This window comes from Paenibacillus sp. IITD108, assembly GCF_036541265.1.
GTDB lineage: Bacteria > Bacillota > Bacilli > Paenibacillales > Paenibacillaceae > Pristimantibacillus.
This window is the reverse complement of sequence record NZ_JAZHCT010000032.1, coordinates 1-16046: the sequence shown is the minus strand read 5'-3', so window position 1 is coordinate 16046 and position 16046 is coordinate 1. Positions and strand designations below refer to the sequence as shown.

The window sequence follows — 16046 nt, the reverse complement described above, 5'->3', positions numbered from 1 at the left end:
ATTTAGTTTGGAGCATTTGCAAAATTCGAGTTTTCAATGAAACTAGATGTATAAAATGTATTTAGCTTTGTTACTTTGTTGAACCCAATGCTCCGACAGTGGACATCCTGCCCATGAGGGATTGTCCATTCTTCTTCGTGTGCTCAAAACTTATAAACGCTTATATTTAAAAAAAGCTGCGCCACACTATGTGCGGCACAGCTTTCTTTTTTAAGCACGACGTTGCATATTAGTCGCGATCATCGTCATCATCATCGTCGTCGTCTTCGTCCTTGTCTTTCTTGTTATTGAAATCTCTTTTTGGATTTTTATTTTTATATTTATTTTGTTCTTTATAATATTCTTTATAATTATCGTAATCAACTTCTAGTATTTCGCCTGTATAAGCATCGATTTCCACTTCAACCTTGCCGTGGCTGGACTTCAGCTTAACCTCATAGATCCGCTTGCCATCCTCTTTTTCCAGCTTAATTTTTTTAACGGTTCCTTCTACATGCTTTGCTGCCAATTCTGCTGCTTTTTCAACTGTAATCATTTGCTTTTGAGCTGGCTGGCTTGTTGGAGCAGTTGTTGCTGCTGGTGTGCTTGATGGTTTGCTGGTTGGCGCCGGCGTGGCTGCAGGTGTGCTCGACGGCTTGCTTGATGGGCTCGTTACCGGCTTATTGCCGTTTGCTACTGTACCTTGCTGCTTTTGTTCCATAGCATCATCATCAATTTTCACCTTTAGCGTTTGTCCGCTATACGCATCGATATGCACATCGTATTCTTTATTATCTTTAATGATTTCATAATCATAGTACGTTTTTCCATTTTCTTTCTCCAGCTCTACGCTTTTAATTTTGCCTGGCACAGCCTCAAGCGCAATCTGATTGGCACGTTCAATACCAATTTTTTGCGTATTTGTCTTGCTCGTGCTATTTTCTGCTGCATTTGAAGAGGATACTCCTATTCCTATTGCGCCAGCTGCTATAATGGCTGCAGATAATGCTAATACTTTTGCTCGAATGTTCATCTTCATATTAAAGTCGCTCTCCTTTTTCCTTTTGTCGGTATAGCTTTACTTTAAACTGCAGAAATGAGAGGAGTGCGTGAAAAACATTAAAAAATGATTAGAAGTGCGTTAATTAAGACAATGCTTGATTTGGATAAAAACGATTAATCATCATCATCATCGTCCTCATCCTCCCAAACGACCGACATGATCGCTCCTGAGATGGCATTTACTTGCACAACTGCATCACCGCGTTTTTTCACATCTACTTCGACAAGATAATACGAGCTGCCATTCTTCGACCTTTTAAAATCGACATCCTTTACTTTGCCCTTGACATGTGCGGCTGCCAGCTTGCCAGCCTTTTTCTCGCCCAGCAGCTTTCCATTATTAGAAGGCTTGCTGCTAGGTTTGACAGAAGGAGAAGGTGTTGGTTTATTAGGACTGGCGGTAGGCTTTGCAGTAGGCGAAGGAGTTGCAGTTGCTCCTGTATCAGTTGGGCTCGTTGTAACAGCCTCAGTCGGCTTTGGAGTGGCTGTTGGCACCGCTGTAGGTTTTGTCGGCTGCGGCGTGTAAGCTTTTAGTTGATGCAGTGCTACTATTTCTCCATCGTGGGCGTTTAACTCTACCTCATAGATTCCGTGATTTGTTTCCAGCTCCATTCTATACAAGCTGCCCTTCTTTAGGGATTCATTTATTTTCCCTGGATATTGCGCAAGCAAATTTCTTTTTACTGCATCCTCCGTTAACACCCTGGCTTGTCCTTCCCAAGGCTTGAAGGCTAGCAGCAATATAAAAATGGCCGCGGCAAATATGCCGGTAGTGGCAATCCATCTCCATCGTTTATTCAAATTCGTCACCTCTTAGCTCACCATTATAACGGATCAACATGAGAATTTGATGAGAAAACAGCGCGAATGCTATTCTTGATTCAACATAATTGTTACTGTTGTGCCAACGTTCTCCAGGCTGTCCATTTCAATCCTTGCTCCTATTGCTTCACTAATTTCTCTGGCTAGCGACAATCCTAGTCCCAAGCCTCCGTTTTGCCTGCTTCTTGCTTTATCGACTCGGTAAAATCGTTCAAACACTTTGGATAATTCTGTCTTCGGTATGCCTACGCCGCGGTCTGTTATTCGAATCCATGCCTTTTTAGCTGATGGGCTTGTTTTTGCAGTCTTATCTGATTTCATTGCATGATTGGCAATGCCCAAGGTGATTGTAATAGGTTCCTTACTGTATTTATAAGCATTATCAAGAAAAATAAACAATAACTGCTTCAGAAGCTGTCTGTCTGAATGTACAAAAAGCGGCGCTTCGCCCTCCACATGGACATCGCGATGATAAGCGCTTTGAAAAGCGCTGGCGCTGGCAGATGCAAGCTCAGCTGCGTCAAGCTGCTCCTTATTAATTAGCCATTGCTCTTTATTTCTCGCCAGCAGCAGCAGCTGCTCGGTCATTTCCCTCATTCTTATCGCCTCTGAATGAATCGCCTCGATCGATTCCTGAAACAGATCCTGGCGTTCCAGCCCTTTGCGCTTCAGTAAGCTTGCATAACTTTCGATGACAGTCAAAGGCGTACGCAGCTCATGAGAAGCATTGGCAACAAAGCTTTCCTGATTGGCAAAGTTGCTTTGCAAAAGCTCAATCATCCTGTTAAAAGTCTCCCCCATCTCGACTAGCTCATCCTTGGAGCTTCGATCGAGAGGCAGCTGCTTGAATTCACCGCTTTTCTGAATATCGCGCATCGTAGTTGTCAACGTGCGTATGGGCTGCATAATCAGCTTGCCCAGCAACCGTCCGGACATAACCACAGGTATTAAAGCAATTAGAGTAACAGCTACTAACACAAAGCGCAAAGACTGCAAATTGCTCATCGTTTCACGCAAGCTTTCCGTAATTTGAATGTTGACAACCTCGCCATTACTCCAAATAACCGGAATCGATACGAGAACGTAACTTTCATTCCCGAATTTCACGATTTGCGTTTTTTTCTGGGCATAATAGACAGCTTCCCTTTTGCTTAGCTTAGATTGAGAAGACGATGTAATCGGCGGATAGCGAGTATTGCTTTGCGATACGATTTGCAGCTTACCGTCAACAGGGACATATGCGCGCAGCAAATCAGTCAACGGGATTGAAGAAGAGCTTGATTGAATGCCTTGAGCAATGGAGGCAGCATTCGTCTCCACTTGACCTATTTCACTTTTCAAAGAGAAATGATTAAAGAGCAAATAAATCGAAATATTCATCAATATGATCAGCACAGCAAACAAAATGGACGTATACAAATGAATTTTGCTTTTTAGTCTCATTCTAGCTCGTTTCCTTTATCACATATCCGACTCCGCGAACCGTCTGGATAAGCTCAGGCTGCTTGCCACTGTCAATTTTTTTACGAATATAGCGAATATATACATCAACTACATTCGTTTCTCCATAATAATCATAACCCCATACGGCTTCCAATATTTGCTCGCGCCCAAGCACCTGACGTTTATTTTTCAGCAAATATACGAGCAAATCGAATTCTCTAGGCGTAAGCTCGATCGCTTCGCCCCCGCGAATGACCTCGCGCGTTTTTTCATTTACTTTTAGGTCGGCAGCCTGAAGCCACTCTTCCGTATCGCTGTCTGCTGGCACCGCAGCAGCTCTGAGCCTTAATGCAGCACGTATTCGCGCCAGCAGCTCTTCAATCTGAAACGGCTTTGTAATATAATCATTCGCGCCATAATCCAGGCCCGACACTTTATCCTCTACTGAATCTTTTGCTGTAAGCAAAATAACCGGCGTTGCAGAATCATTAGCCCGAATACGCCTTAACAGCTCAATTCCGCTCATCTCTGGAAGCATTATATCAAGCAGCACTAAATCCCACTTGGCAGCTCGAAATTCTTCCAGTGCCTGCAGACCGTTAGAGCAGCATTTGACCTTATAACCTTCTATTTCAAGTTCAATCTCCAACAGTCTTGCAATTTTCTCCTCGTCTTCCACTACTAATAATGAATAGTCCACAAAACTGCTCCTTTCGCTTTAAGCATTCCTTTAATATTAGCACAATTCAAACTTTAGCATGAAAAAAACTTAATAGGTTTATTGACTGTGACCGCACGTTATTTCATTGATTTTATACTAATTTGCTGTAAAATATTGAAGTGACATTTGCTTTTAATAGAGAGGGGATATAATAAACATGCTATTTTCTCAGAATCAAAAGCTATTATTTATTGGGGACTCCATAACAGATTGCGGCCGCAGCCAGCCGATTGGCGAAGGCCGTGGCGGAGCGCTTGGCAATGGTTATGTTGCACTTGTTGATGCACTTATACAAGCAACCTATCCAGAGCTCAATATTCGTATTGTTAACAAAGGCATCAGCGGAAATACAGTGCGTGATTTAAATAGCCGCTGGCAGCAGGACGTTATTGAACAAAAGCCGGACTGGCTCGCCATCAAAATCGGCATTAATGATGTATGGCGGCAATTCGACACTCCATTAATTCCTGAGTGTCATGTTTACGAAGAGGAATATGCAGCTACATTGCGCAAGCTTGTACAGGAAACCAAGCCGCTTGTCACAGGGCTAGTCTTAATGTCACCTTTCTATTTAGAAGAAAACCGTCAGGATAAAATGCGCAGCAAAATGGATACATACAGTGCGATCGTCAAGTCTGTCGCGGAGGAGCATGGCGCTATTTTTGTCGACACACAGGCTGCCTTCGACAAGGTGCTTGAACACCGTTACGCTGCTGCGCTGGCCTGGGATCGCGTTCATCCTTCCTACACTGGACATATGGTGCTTGCCAAAGCGTTTTTGAATCATGTCGGCTTTGAGTGGAATAAGCAATAGATTACGCAAATAGACCGAAAACAAGTTTGTTTTCGGTCTATTTTTTATTGATCAGGTGACTGTACAATAATTTTGCCCTGATCTAATATAAGCTTTGCTTTTTTCTTCCCCTTAAGCTGAGCAGCTTCCATATAATGATCAGGCAGCTGCAACCGTCCAGCTTGATCCATAATCGCATATTCCTCATGAGAGTCAACTTCAAGCGTGTGCTGCTTATCTTGCTCCTTCTCCAGTTCTAATAGCTCCTCAGCATACGATTTGCGCCTAATCAGCTCTGAAGATACACGGCCATCGCGAATGGCGACAACTCGGTTCACCTGCTTGGCAAGCTGTTGATCATGTGTGACGATCACGATCGTTAATCCAAGCTCTGAGTTTAGTTTTTCGAACAGCTCCATAATTTGCTTGGCTGTTTTTGTATCTACAGCACCTGTAGGCTCATCTGCCAGCAAAAGCTTGGGTTCATTGGCAAGGGCAATCGCTATAGCAACCCGCTGCTGCTCGCCTCCTGACAATTGATTCAAGCGGTTATTGCTGCGATGCTGCAAACCTACAGCCGCAAGCAGCTCAAGGGCACGTTCTTTTTTACGTTTGCCTGTCAGCAGCATTGGAATTTCTACATTTTCACGAGCGCTTAAGTAAGGTATTAAATTTCTTGCTTTATTTTGCCATACGAATCCGACCGTTTCTTTTTTATAGCGTGTCATTTCCTTTTCCGTAAACTTGGACATGTCCTTGCCATCTACAAACAGCTTGCCTGCAGATGGCTGCGTCAAACCGCCGAGCATATTGAGCAGTGTCGATTTTCCACTGCCGGAATTACCAATAATGGCCACCAGTTCGCCCTGCTCAATCTGGAGATCAAGCCCCTGTAAAGCAACGACTTCAAGAGAAGCGGTTTTATATATTTTCACTAAATTTTCGCACAGAATCATAGGCTCCCCCCTTTCAACATAGCATAAGCACCTTAATCTTCCCCTAGCTTGACGGCTTGATGAACCTTGATGCGGCGCAGCATTCCAATTAAAATAAGCAGCACGATAATAAGCATTCCGAACGTCGCCAATAATAAATGCCAAGTATCCCCGGACTCCGTCACCACTTTAAAAGGAGGGACGATCTGCGAAGGATCGAAGGATAGTTGAAACAAGGGAACAAAGAGAAGACTGGCAAGCATCCCGCTTAATAGTGCAAGAAGTAGAGCGGAGCCTGTTGTTAGAAGCTGCTCAACGCCAAGCATCGACACAAGTGAACGGAAGGAAATACCCATCGCCCGAAATACACCGATTTGCAGTACTCTTGCTTTTAGCGAAAACATCCAGAACAATAAAAATCCGATCGCAGTAACCATTAAAGACAAAATAAAACTTAAGCTTAGCACGCCATTCATAGCCATTCGGAATGGGTCATTGCGACTGCTGTAAATAGCCTCATAGGTATCCGTTAATGATTCCAGCGGTATCCTTCTTGCTTCAAGCTCCTCATAGAAAGCGATTCTTGCTTCACTCGACTCCATGCTGAGCCATACATCATATGGCTGAAGGCCCGCTTCGTCTTGGAGCATTTCCAGATGACCTACTATTAAATTAGGAACGAAAGTCTGCTTGCCTCCTTCTACGGGAGCCGGGTTCGGATTAAAGCTTGGAAAATAAGGAATAACGCCGTATACGGTTACTGGTATTGATCTGCTTCCAGAGTAGGAAATAGATAGCGTATCACCTGGTTTTAATTCGAATTGCTCGGCCATGGAGCTCGACACTAAAACAGCGCTGCGATTGCCTGCAATCAGATTTAAGTATTCATTGAAGTGATAAGGCAGCAGTCCTTCCTTCATCCATGCCGCATGCCCAAACTCATAAGTGTCGATGCCGATCAGCTGTGTCATTCCGTTGCCATTTGCGCCCGAAAAAGAAACCTTATCCTGCTTAAAAACACGGGCCGCTTGCTCTACGCCAGGCATAAAGTTAAATACGTCATAATCCGGCTCTTTATAATTCACCTTTTGATTTGCATTCTCGGCTCCAGGCTTGCTATCCTGCCCGCCTGCTCCGGCATCATTGATCCAGTATTGACGAAGCACGATATCGCTTCCGCTGCGATACCATATTTGATCCTCGGTATTTTGATTCAACGTTCTTGCGGCACTCGCATTATAGATTCCCGTACCAATCGTCAGAATTAAAAAAATCATCAGCATATGATAATGCTTGCTGCGTCGTCCTACTAATAAAAATGATGCATATAGTGCGGGAGACCAAATGCTCTTTCCGAGCAAATACAGCCCTTTAATCAGAAGCGGATACAGCCTGAGAAATAAAAGTCCGGCTCCAAGAATAAATAACGAAGGCACTACAAATAACAGCGGATCGGAAGATAGCTCCTGGCTGTCCAGGCCAAGCTCCGCAAGCTCTCTCAGTTTGTTGCGATAACTATACAAGCCATATAATGAAACAGCTATAATAAGGAAATCCAGTCCGAATCTTTCCCAAAACGGCTTTCTTTCCTGACGAGCATTGTTTCTTTTTTCCTCTACGATCGAAAACCTTGTGGCGAAAATAACCGGCAGCAGATGAATAATAACCGCGCCTAATGCTGCAATTAATGCGTATATATAACTCTCTAGACTAATTTTTGTATTTAAAGCAGTCCTTTGTACAAAGCCAAGAAAACTATCGCTGGAGCCTAAAACAGCAGTAAACATTTTGCCGAGCATCGGTCCTGCAATAAAGGCAACCAAAGCAAGCAGCAGAAATTCGACAGCATAAAGCATCGTTATGGCCAGACGGCTAGCACCGCGGCTGCGCAGCAATGCAATTTCGCTTTTTTGCATATCAATAAGCAGTGTCGATACCATATACATATAAAATATAATAAGAACATATAAAGGAATGTTCAGCATCCATAATAACGCATTCAGCCGAGTTTCATAGCTGCTATATTGCTTGAGAATATCTTGCGCCGGCTGCTGTACATACGCTGAAGCGTATTTGCTCTTATAGTAGGTTTCCATATCTTGCTTCATAGAAGTAAAGTCCGCTGTTTTCTTGCTGCTTAATGCATAATAATCGACCGCGCCAAACCACGCCAACGAATGGACAGGCACCATTCCCTTTTCAATGATTTGCTGCTGAAATACCTGTTCATTCAAGAAAAAGGCTCCATTGTATCGTGTCAGGTTCGAGTGATTCCAATAAATGTCATTCAAATTTTGCTCGGCAATAACGCCAACTATTTTCATTCGCAGCGGCTCGGCTGCAGGCGGAGTATCCACTATTATTTCTTGCCCAAGTACAGTTTTAAGCTGGACCAGCGTACTATCCGTTACAAGCGCTTCGTATACGCCATTTACAACTTCAGAAGCAGGCAGTCTGCCATCCAGCAGCCGAACATGCTCCTCAATATTCGAGCGCATATTTAAAGTTATTTTGTGCTTAGTATTAGGTGCTGCTGCAGTATCCGCAAATCGGAATGCCAGCGGCGCTGTATCTCGGATTTTTATATATTCAATAAAAGAAAACTGATTGTACTTAACCATCATATCATTCCAATAATGGTCAAACTGTGCTATAAAAGCTGTCTGCTTCTCTACATTGCCAGGATGAAAAGCTGGATTAGCGACCGCAACCAGGCTGCTTGGGTATATGCCTGACTGCTTATATTGCTGCTCCATTTCCTTTACAAGCATACGTTCAAGTATGGCATCCTTATATATTGGAATACAGCTGGCTAATGAGGTGCATAAAATCATGCCGACAAGCATGCTAATGGCAAGCCATCGATTTTTCACCATTTTTCTAAACAGCATCGTTATAATGGCCATCTATATTGTGCCTCCCAAAACCTTATCGGATGATAATTTCTTGCCCTTCCTCCAGCCCTTCCAATATTTCAGCAGAGGAAGCCGTCTCCAGGCCAACTTGCACATCAACCTCTCTGCGTCTCTCGCCGTCAAGCACCTGCACATAGGTGCGCCCAAAATTGCGATGCAGGGCAGCGGCAGGGATAATAATTGTATTTTCACGCTGTGCGGTAATAATTTCTACATTAGCAAGACTGCCAAGCTTGGCTTGTTCTGGAAGCTTATCCATAGCGATATAAACATTTCTTGTATATTTTTCCTTGAGCATAACGTCATCCGTATATGGGGCTGAAGAAGGTGTTTGCACAACCTTTCCCTCCAATTGCTGCGACTCAAAGGTAACGCTTACTTTCATTCCTTCCTTCACATCCTTGACAGCTTCAGTGCTTAATGAGCTTAGCGTCAAATTCATATGAGCAGGATCAGCTATTGTAACTGCATGGGAATAAGGCACTGTCGCTTCACCGACAGCCAAATCGGTAACATAAGTAACAATGCCGTCTTTTTCCGCCAACAGCTGCTTGCCGCTCATTTGCTCTTCTATCTTTTCCAATTCCATCGTTGCTATTTTCAGATCCAACTCGGCTATCTTAATTAGCCTTGCTTGCGATGTGCTCTTCGCCTCATCAAGCGCCAGCTTTTTTCTCTCTGCATTCACTTGTTTTTGCAGCAGTTCAATATCCAAACCCTCCGTCTTTAATTGCAGCAAAATATCACCTTTTTTCACAGCATCGCCAGCTTTTACATAGAGCTCATCCAATCTTCCTCCATACTCTGGAAAATATTGATGAACGACCAGATTAGACTCAAACACTGCGCTTCCGGTCACTGCCTTAACCAATTTATCTTTTTTAGCTGGTACTGTCGTGGAGCTGACAGCTGCCGGCTTCACCAGCGGGGGAATCAGTGCCTCTTCTTCCTTGGGCAATAATGAACAGGCGGACAGCAGCAGGCTTAAACCAAGTATCGCCAATCCTTTATGAAGCGTGGTTAACAATAGAACCATCCTCCAATTCGTATACAACATCGACAATATCCATCATATTAGGGTCATGCGTCGTTAAAATAATGCCTAAACCTTCCTTATGTGCGAGCTGCTTGAACACATTCATCACCTGAATGCCCATCCGCGTATCAAGCTCTGCAGTAGGTTCATCTGCGAGCAAGAGCTTTGGCTTATGCGCAATAGCACGTGCGATAGCTACCCGCTGCTGCTCCCCGCCCGACAGTTCCTGCGGATAATGATGCATGCGCTGCTTAAGCCCAACAAATTCAAGCGATTGACGGGCTTCTATTTTCCGTTCCGCTGCCGGTACGCCTGCCACCCGCAAACCAAAATCGACATTCTCATATGCTGTCATATAAGGAACAAGCGCAAAGGACTGAAAAACAAGTCCGATTTCCTTGCTTCTGAGAACATCTCGCTGAGTGCTTGTAAGCTTCTTTATACTTTGCTGCCTATAGTACACCTCTCCGCTTGTGGGATCATCCAAAGCTGCAAGAATGTTTAGCAATGTTGTCTTGCCTGATCCGGAGCGTCCTTTTAAAGCTACAAGCTGTCCGGGCCTTACAGAAAGGTTTGCGTTTTTCAGCGCCTCTACTTCAATAGCCCCGCTTCTGTAGGTTCGTGAAACAGCTACTGCCTGCAGCAGCACTTCCTCACTTGAAATAGAAATCATGTTGCAACCCCCTTGGATTATTAATGAAGTGTGCGAACTGTTGACCGAATAGTTAAATCGCATGGAATTAAAATCCTTGCACCTGCATCACCGGCAATCAGCTCCATAAGCATCTCAGGGATCTGCATGCTTAATTGATGTGCTTTTGTTTGGACAGTCGTAAGCGGGGGATTATAAAACTCTCCAATAAACAGCCCGTCAAAACCGATAACGGACAGCGTTTCAGGTACATAAATCCCGTTCCTATGAAAGCTCGATATTGCTCCCATCGCCATAATATCATTGGCAAACATGATCGCTGTTATCGACTTGTCTCTTTCATAAAGCGCTGCTGCCGCCTTTGCTCCGCCTTTTCCAGAAAAATCACTGTCAATCACGTACTGCTCCTCGTACGCCAAGCCTGCTTGCGCCAAAGCTCGTTTATAGCCTGCAAGTCTTTGCTCGCATATGTATACACCTGGAAAACCATTTACAAAGCCGATGCGGCGATGCCCCTGCCGGATAAGATACGTTACCGCTTCATAGACACCCTGCTCATTATTTATTCCGATGGAGGAGCAATGCACTCCGACAATCGGCTCATTAAGGATGACAGAAGGCACCGCCGATTGTTGAGCCTCCAGTATTAACGGGTGCTTATGACCGAAGGGCCCCAAAATAATCGTTCCCTCCAACCTGCGCAAACGGCACATTTCCTCGTATTGGCCTGCTTTGTAATCGAATAGGCCCGCTGACAAAATAATGGTTTCCTTGCCGCTTAAACTTAGCTGCCTCTTCATAACCGAAAAGGTTTCAAAAAGCGGCGGGCGGGCTTCTTGTTCGTAATCACAAATGATGATGCCAATTAAATTTGTTTTTTTCTGCACAAGCTCACGAGCGCCAATATTGACGACATAGCCCATTTCATCTGCTTTTTGTTGTATTTTGAGTCTTGTCTCTTCCTTGACTCCATAAGCTCCCTGCAAAGCACGCGATACCGTGCTCGGTGCAATTCCGAGTGCTTTGGCAATATCTTTTATACTGACTTGCATAGCTACGGCCCACCTTTTTCTCGCTTTCGCAAACGTTTGCAAAGTTATCATACACAAAATATGCAACGACTGTAAACCACTTTTTCGGAAACGTTTGCAATTATTTTTATACTGGAGCAAACTAATATATAGTACTCTAATAAGAATACAAACCATCCATCGTTTGAAAGGCGTGTACCTATGCTCATTCGTCCTTATCAAGAATCAGATCTTGAAGAAATTATCAATTTATTCTACAAAACCGTTCACACCATTAATAAGGCTGATTATACAGAAGAACAGCTAAATGCTTGGGCAAATTGGGACGAGCAGAAGGAAAAGCTGGCAGGCTGGAAGCAATCCTTAGAGCAAAATATTACTTATGTTGCGGTTGCAGACGGCCGGATCATAGGTTTTGGAGATATGGCGGAAACAGGCTATTTAGATCGACTGTACGTTCATGCAGCCTACCAGCGTCGCGGCGCAGCTTCCGCTATTTTCCGTACTCTTGAAAATAGAGCCCGTCAGCTACATATTACAACGATTACGACAGACGCGAGCATAACAGCCAAACCATTTTTTGAACGGCATGGCTTCCAAACCATCGCTGCTCAAACCGTTTACAGGCATGGAATCGAGTTAAACAATTATAAGATGGAGAAACAGTTAAGTTAAGAGAAAGGAATTTGCCTCTCTTCAAAGTGTTAAATCTTCTGCCGGAGGAGCTAATTCTAATCCGCGTTTTACTCTTGACACAATCACTGTACTACTCGCATAATACAGTTAATACATAAGGCAGGTGAAAGCCGCATGTTGAATTTTTATGAGCTATCTTTAAATAACAAAGATCCTGTATACATACAGCTGGCGCTATATGTTAAGCGGCAAATTTTACTTCGAAGAGCTGTTTCTGGCGATAAGCTGGCTTCGCGACGGGAAATTGCCACCCAGCTCAATATTAATCCGAATACGGTTCAGAAAGCATTTAAGCTGATGGAAGAGGAAGGATTTGTCCATACGACGAGCACGCAGGGCAGTGTTATTTATACCGATACTTCCATCATCGCTCGCATTGAAGATGAATTGATGAAAGAGATGGTACTTAGCTTTATCGGTTCTGCAAAAGAAGTGAATCTATCCTTCAAAAAGGTCGTTGATTTGATCAGCGAGCTATGGGAGGAATAATTTTTTTGCTTATACTGTACTACTCGAATAATACAATGATGAGGTGATTTTATGAAGCATTTTTACCGCTTGCTTAATTACGAATTCGGCCAGCTGCTTCGCCAAGTATTGATCGTTTGCGCCGGATTAATTGTTATGACTGTTATATTCATTAAATCCGAACTGAAAAATTACACTCCTTACAGCGTAAATGAACGCTATGAGCATCTGTTTTCGACTGCTAATGGGCCGCTGATTTTCATGATAAGCTATCTGGTTCTTATGTTCGCTTTCATACTTTCTCTACGGGCTCCTTATACAGGCGGGAAAAGCATATACACCTTTCTAACCCTCCCGGTTAGGCGCGAATGGCTATATATCAGCAAGGTATCTTCTTTTTTAATAAGCATAGTGTTATTGCTAAGCTCACAGCTTGTCGCTTATGTTATCGGTTATAAGCTGATGGAGCAGCATATTAGCAGCTATGGCGATGGGCAATTCGTTATGCATAACGGCCTTTTTCTTTCCTTCATTCGTTCAGATTTTATGCGGATCATATGGCCGTTCAGTTTTATTGGCCTGCTATCAACAGCAAGCATTATTCTAGTCAGCATAACAGCCATATATTACGGCCATTTGGCTATTCAAAGCAATAAACGCTGGCGGCTTGTTCCGATTGCTGTGATCCCTTCGCTGCTTATTGGCATGATTGGCATTCAAAGCAGTCCGCTTATGAATTATGATGAACACAAATTAATTTTGCCCAGTCTCATCCTGCTTTGCTTAAGCCTACTGTTTATCTGGCATACCGTATGGCTGTTAAAGAAAGGAGATGTAGCCTGATGAACAGAAATTTCACATTTAAACAGATGTTGTTTTCCGTAAAAAGACATGCAGCTCTTCCCTGTCTAGTTGCAGCATTAACCCTTATTATCACAATTGGCGCATCTATAATTGCCGGGAAGAATAACGCTTATATGCAAGTAGAGCATATTACCGGCGACAGCTCCGTTCTTAACGGTATCCAAATTAGCGGCAAAATTATCGACGGCTATCATAAAACGAGCTTTAGCTGGGAAGGGTCAAAAGTAACGAACAAAACCACAATTCATCCTTCTGTAGAAATGGTAACATTTTATCGCTACATTAACGGAGATATCAAACAAAGAATACAAGATTTAGCGTTTTCAGTTAGCGGCTCTCCATATCAAAGGGAATTTCTGATAACAAAGGAGAAACTAAAAGGCTTTAAAACTTTGCAAAGGGATGAAGCGCTAGTAGATATACCTATACTTGCTGACTCTTACGACTCGACTTTCGCTAATCCATTAGAATACGGAGTCGCTACAATCGGTGATGATGTATTTTTCACTCTAGCGACCTCCAAGCTGTACACTGGCAGCAATGGCATATATAAGCTAGGGTTTAAATCAACAATGCCTTACATGCAAGACTATCCTGAGTCTGAGCAGTTTGTTTCTTTCGATTTAAAGCCTCAAGGCGCTGCCCTAGAGAAAGGAATCAATGTACTTGGCCTGGAAGCTGTTAACGATAAGCTCATTCTTATACTTGAGCAAAACAATGAGCTGCATTTAAGGGTGTTCAACGCCTATGGGAAACAGCTCGGCAAAACAATTGTCCCACACTTCAATCTTATGGATCCTAATCCTAATGATGCTTCGTCTTCTGAACATAAATATAATCAGCTGTATGAAGCATTCCGCAACAAAGAAGAACAGCAGCTTATTCTGGCATTCAGCAGCGATCATTCTATCGCAAGTAAAACCTACATCACGCTTGATCTATCACAAGGCGCAACCATTGTAGATAAGACCACGTTCTCAAATACTACTGAAAAAATGCAAGAGGATTACGCCCTGTATACAGGAAAGCGGCATGCCGCCTTTATTAAGGGCAAGCTCTACTATGTGGCCGAAATAAAAGAAATTATTGCCCCAGAAATGAGACATATCGACCAGCGTCAAATTAGCCATTTGCTTGTATATGTTTATGAAAAAAATAAACTAGTGTACGAGGGCGAGCTAATGACCAACATTAACGATGACCGGATTATGTGGAAAAACTTCAACCAGTCTTCTTTTAGTATAGATGAAAGGGAGCACCGCAGCTTCCAATCCTTAAACCTAAGGAGGCAAACAAATGATTGAGCTGAAATATGTGGAAAAGCGCTATCCAGGCTCACGCATGCGCCTGAATATTAATGAGCTGAGCTTTCAAAAAGGGGAAATCGTCGCAATCGTAGGAGCAAACGGCAGCGGTAAAACGACGCTGCTCAAAACGATTATGGGAATTGGTGGCGCTAAATATCCGTATGGCCATATTCTTATCGATGGCAAACCGCCCGAACAGAGGTATCATAAGCTTTCGTTTATTACCGAGGAAGGCAGCTATTTGCCGCATATGACACCTGAGCAGTACGCTTTATTTCTCTCAGATTTTTACCCTGCCTTCAATCATGCTCGATTTGCTAATTTACTTGAATACTTTGAACTGGCCCCCGATCAGGTTATAAAAACAATGTCTACCGGCCAAAGGTCTAAGCTTGAAATCTGTGCGGGATTTTCTAAAAATGCGGAATACATCATTATGGATGAGCCCTTTAACGGTAAAGATATGTTTACACGGCGCGATTTTTTGAAGCTGATGATTGCCAGCTTGAAGGAAGAGGAAACGATTTTATTAACGACACATATTGTAGATGAAATCGAAAATGTCATTGACCGCGCCATCATCTTGCATCAAGGTTTGGTGAAGGCCGATATTACGGTGGATGAGCTGCGTGAGCAAGGGATTTCGCTTGCCGACAAGATGGCTGATATTACTGGCTACAAGCCAAATCGAATAAATAAGTTTATTGATTGAGCAATTTGTGCCTGTATTAAAGCCATTCTAAAAACTCGATTCGGTTTCCAAAAGGATCGTTGATATAAAAGCGTTTTACTACTTCCAGCATCCTCGCTTCATCATCGATAACTTGAATGTTTTTTTGAATTAAATGACTGCGAAGCTCATCTAGGTTTTTCACTTGAAATGCCGGATGAGCTTTCGTAGCAGGCACAAATTGTTTTTGGATTCCGATATGAACTTGATGCGTACCGCATTGAAACCAGACTCCGCCGCGTTTTTTTAAAGCTTCCGGCTTTGGGATTTCAGGCCAGCCCAATAAGCCATTGTAAAAATGACGGGCCGCTGTTTCGCATCCCTCCGGAGCTGCCAATTGAACATGATCAATACCTAAAAAGTGATAAGTCATATGCACGCATGCACGCCCCCTGTTCCACTTGATGAAACTAGGTTTCATATTCGCAGTTTTATTGTACAATAAAAACCAAATAAAACCAATACCAATACCAATACCAACACCGATACCAATACCAATATCAGTACCAATACCAACACCAATATCAGTGCCAATACCAACACCAATATCAGTGCCAATACCAATGCCAATATCAGTACCAATACCAATGCC

16 protein-coding genes are annotated in these 16046 nt (G+C 43.3%); 6 read left to right on the top strand and 10 right to left on the bottom strand.

What is annotated here, in order from left to right:
• Positions 1-229: 229 nt before the first annotated feature.
• From V1L65_RS22330 to V1L65_RS22315, 4 genes are all read right to left on the bottom strand, one after another.
• The gene (locus tag V1L65_RS22330) at positions 230-1018 is read right to left on the bottom strand and encodes a PepSY domain-containing protein (protein WP_331701477.1); all 789 of its coding nucleotides are present in this window, start codon (positions 1016-1018) and stop codon (positions 230-232) included.
• A 137-nt stretch (positions 1019-1155) separates the two neighbouring features.
• A complete protein-coding gene (locus V1L65_RS22325) occupies positions 1156-1842 on the bottom strand; it encodes a PepSY domain-containing protein (protein ID WP_331701476.1) in 687 nt (228 codons plus the stop codon).
• A gap of 69 nt (positions 1843-1911) precedes the next feature.
• Positions 1912-3306, bottom strand: coding sequence for a sensor histidine kinase (locus V1L65_RS22320; protein ID WP_331701475.1), 1395 nt, complete (start codon positions 3304-3306; stop codon positions 1912-1914).
• A gap of 1 nt (position 3307) precedes the next feature.
• On the bottom strand, positions 3308-4006 hold the full coding sequence (locus tag V1L65_RS22315) for a response regulator transcription factor (protein ID WP_331701474.1): 699 nt from the start codon (positions 4004-4006) through the stop codon (positions 3308-3310).
• Between the two features lie 178 nt (positions 4007-4184).
• On the opposite strand from V1L65_RS22315, the gene V1L65_RS22310 reads away from it, so the two are divergent.
• Entirely contained in the window at positions 4185-4841 is a 657-nt protein-coding gene (locus tag V1L65_RS22310) for an SGNH/GDSL hydrolase family protein (RefSeq protein ID WP_331701473.1), read from the top strand.
• 44 nt (positions 4842-4885) lie between these two features.
• Here V1L65_RS22310 and V1L65_RS22305 read toward each other — a convergent pair whose 3' ends face one another.
• Genes V1L65_RS22305 through V1L65_RS22285 form a run of 5 tightly spaced genes read right to left on the bottom strand, consistent with a single transcriptional unit; the run spans position 4886 to position 11410 of the window.
• A complete protein-coding gene (locus V1L65_RS22305) occupies positions 4886-5776 on the bottom strand; it encodes an ABC transporter ATP-binding protein (RefSeq protein WP_331701472.1) in 891 nt (296 codons plus the stop codon).
• 32 nt (positions 5777-5808) lie between these two features.
• Positions 5809-8661: an ABC transporter permease gene (locus tag V1L65_RS22300; protein ID WP_331701471.1), complete on the bottom strand. Its 2853-nt coding sequence runs from the start codon at positions 8659-8661 to the stop codon at positions 5809-5811.
• Positions 8662-8683: 22 nt separating this feature from the next.
• A complete protein-coding gene (locus V1L65_RS22295) occupies positions 8684-9697 on the bottom strand; it encodes an efflux RND transporter periplasmic adaptor subunit (protein WP_331701470.1) in 1014 nt (337 codons plus the stop codon).
• A complete protein-coding gene (locus V1L65_RS22290; protein WP_331701469.1) occupies positions 9678-10379 on the bottom strand; it encodes an ABC transporter ATP-binding protein in 702 nt (233 codons plus the stop codon). The genes V1L65_RS22295 and V1L65_RS22290 overlap by 20 nt, the downstream gene beginning before the upstream one ends.
• 20 nt (positions 10380-10399) lie before the next feature.
• Positions 10400-11410 carry a LacI family DNA-binding transcriptional regulator gene (locus V1L65_RS22285; protein ID WP_331701468.1) on the bottom strand — a complete coding sequence of 337 codons (1011 nt, stop codon included), beginning with the start codon at positions 11408-11410 and terminating at the stop codon, positions 10400-10402.
• A gap of 180 nt (positions 11411-11590) precedes the next feature.
• Here V1L65_RS22285 and V1L65_RS22280 point away from each other — a divergent pair, with 180 nt between their 5' ends.
• From V1L65_RS22280 to V1L65_RS22260, 5 genes are all read left to right on the top strand, one after another.
• On the top strand, positions 11591-12064 hold the full coding sequence (locus V1L65_RS22280) for a GNAT family N-acetyltransferase (RefSeq protein WP_331701467.1): 474 nt from the start codon (positions 11591-11593) through the stop codon (positions 12062-12064).
• Positions 12065-12199: 135 nt separating this feature from the next.
• Complete coding sequence (locus V1L65_RS22275; RefSeq protein WP_331701466.1) at positions 12200-12574, top strand: GntR family transcriptional regulator; 375 nt, start codon at positions 12200-12202, stop codon at positions 12572-12574.
• Between the two features lie 51 nt (positions 12575-12625).
• Positions 12626-13396, top strand: a complete 771-nt coding sequence (locus tag V1L65_RS22270) for a hypothetical protein (RefSeq protein ID WP_331701465.1) — start codon at positions 12626-12628, stop codon at positions 13394-13396.
• On the top strand, positions 13396-14721 hold the full coding sequence (locus tag V1L65_RS22265; RefSeq protein WP_331701464.1) for a hypothetical protein: 1326 nt from the start codon (positions 13396-13398) through the stop codon (positions 14719-14721). The genes V1L65_RS22270 and V1L65_RS22265 overlap by 1 nt, the downstream gene beginning before the upstream one ends.
• Positions 14714-15436 (top strand): ABC transporter ATP-binding protein, encoded by a 723-nt coding sequence (locus tag V1L65_RS22260; RefSeq protein ID WP_331701463.1) that lies wholly within the window; start codon positions 14714-14716, stop codon positions 15434-15436. Before V1L65_RS22265 ends, V1L65_RS22260 begins: the two co-directional genes overlap by 8 nt.
• Before the next feature lie 16 nt (positions 15437-15452).
• On the opposite strand, the gene V1L65_RS22255 is transcribed toward V1L65_RS22260, so the two are convergent.
• Positions 15453-15827, bottom strand: coding sequence for a VOC family protein (locus V1L65_RS22255; protein WP_331701520.1), 375 nt, complete (start codon positions 15825-15827; stop codon positions 15453-15455).
• Positions 15828-16046: the final 219 nt, after the last annotated feature.

Excerpts from the sequence above, each read along its gene's own strand:
- V1L65_RS22320 (WP_331701475.1), bottom strand. The coding sequence starts at position 3,306 with ATGAGACTAAAAAGCAAAATTCATTTGTATACGTCCATTTTGTTTGCT.
- V1L65_RS22310 (WP_331701473.1), top strand. The coding sequence starts at position 4,185 with ATGCTATTTTCTCAGAATCAAAAGCTATTATTTATTGGGGACTCCATA.
- V1L65_RS22260 (WP_331701463.1), top strand. The coding sequence starts at position 14,714 with ATGATTGAGCTGAAATATGTGGAAAAGCGCTATCCAGGCTCACGCATG.
- V1L65_RS22265 (WP_331701464.1), top strand. The coding sequence starts at position 13,396 with ATGAACAGAAATTTCACATTTAAACAGATGTTGTTTTCCGTAAAAAGA.
- V1L65_RS22270 (WP_331701465.1), top strand. The coding sequence starts at position 12,626 with ATGAAGCATTTTTACCGCTTGCTTAATTACGAATTCGGCCAGCTGCTT.
- V1L65_RS22290 (WP_331701469.1), bottom strand. The coding sequence starts at position 10,379 with ATGATTTCTATTTCAAGTGAGGAAGTGCTGCTGCAGGCAGTAGCTGTT.
- V1L65_RS22280 (WP_331701467.1), top strand. The coding sequence starts at position 11,591 with ATGCTCATTCGTCCTTATCAAGAATCAGATCTTGAAGAAATTATCAAT.
- V1L65_RS22305 (WP_331701472.1), bottom strand. The coding sequence starts at position 5,776 with ATGATTCTGTGCGAAAATTTAGTGAAAATATATAAAACCGCTTCTCTT.
- V1L65_RS22275 (WP_331701466.1), top strand. The coding sequence starts at position 12,200 with ATGTTGAATTTTTATGAGCTATCTTTAAATAACAAAGATCCTGTATAC.
- V1L65_RS22255 (WP_331701520.1), bottom strand. The coding sequence starts at position 15,827 with ATGACTTATCACTTTTTAGGTATTGATCATGTTCAATTGGCAGCTCCG.
- V1L65_RS22330 (WP_331701477.1), bottom strand. The coding sequence starts at position 1,018 with ATGAAGATGAACATTCGAGCAAAAGTATTAGCATTATCTGCAGCCATT.
- V1L65_RS22285 (WP_331701468.1), bottom strand. The coding sequence starts at position 11,410 with ATGCAAGTCAGTATAAAAGATATTGCCAAAGCACTCGGAATTGCACCG.
- V1L65_RS22300 (WP_331701471.1), bottom strand. The coding sequence starts at position 8,661 with ATGGCCATTATAACGATGCTGTTTAGAAAAATGGTGAAAAATCGATGG.